The following is a 661-nucleotide window of genomic DNA, read 5'->3' on the forward strand; positions in this document are numbered from 1 at the left end:
CGATCAGAAGTTTGCTGCCCGGCGCGAGTTCGTCGTCCGGCGCGGACTCGGATATGTGGTCGGTCTGAGGTGAGTTCATCGGAAGCTTTCGAGTATGGGTACAAGGTGCGGACAACGGACCGCCCAGATAGCTTGATTCACCATGACAGTGACTGTCAACTTGAATATTACTGGTAAGTTGACGGTGAGAACCCGAAGGAGTGACGAGGATGACGGAACGAGTGATGGATCTGCGAGAACGACGTCGCCGAGACACCCAGCTCGAGATCTCCTGCGCCGCGCTCGACCTGTTCGAGAAGCAGGGGTGCGCCGCGACGACGGTCGACGAGATCGCGCGTCGGGCAGGGGTATCGCCCAGCACGTTCTTTCGTAGCTTCGCGTCGAAGGAAGAATCCGTCCTCGGAAACGACCCCGAGCTGGACGTCGATCTGCACGCCTGGCTGGCGTCCACGGCACCGGAGAACATCACCATCACCGGAATCGAAGCACTCTACGAGCGATCCGTCGAACGATTTTCTTCCGTACCGGACGAGGTGCGGGATCGTCTCCTCCGCACCCGACGGCTGATCGGGGCCGACGCGCACCTGCGATCCGCGGCCTTCGCCCACGACGCGATGACATTGTGCCGCGTCACCGATGCGGTGGCCGAACGGCTCGGTGG

At 61.7% G+C, this 661-nt stretch carries 1 protein-coding gene; it reads left to right on the top strand.

Going from position 1 to position 661, the window contains the following annotated elements:
• Window positions 1-209 precede the first annotated feature (209 nt).
• On the top strand, window positions 210-661 hold a 452-nt coding region (locus A2J02_RS12005), incomplete at its 3' end, for a helix-turn-helix domain-containing protein (RefSeq protein WP_156516201.1).

This window comes from Rhodococcus sp. EPR-147 (assembly GCF_001647185.1).
Classification (GTDB): Bacteria; Actinomycetota; Actinomycetes; order Mycobacteriales; family Mycobacteriaceae; genus Rhodococcoides.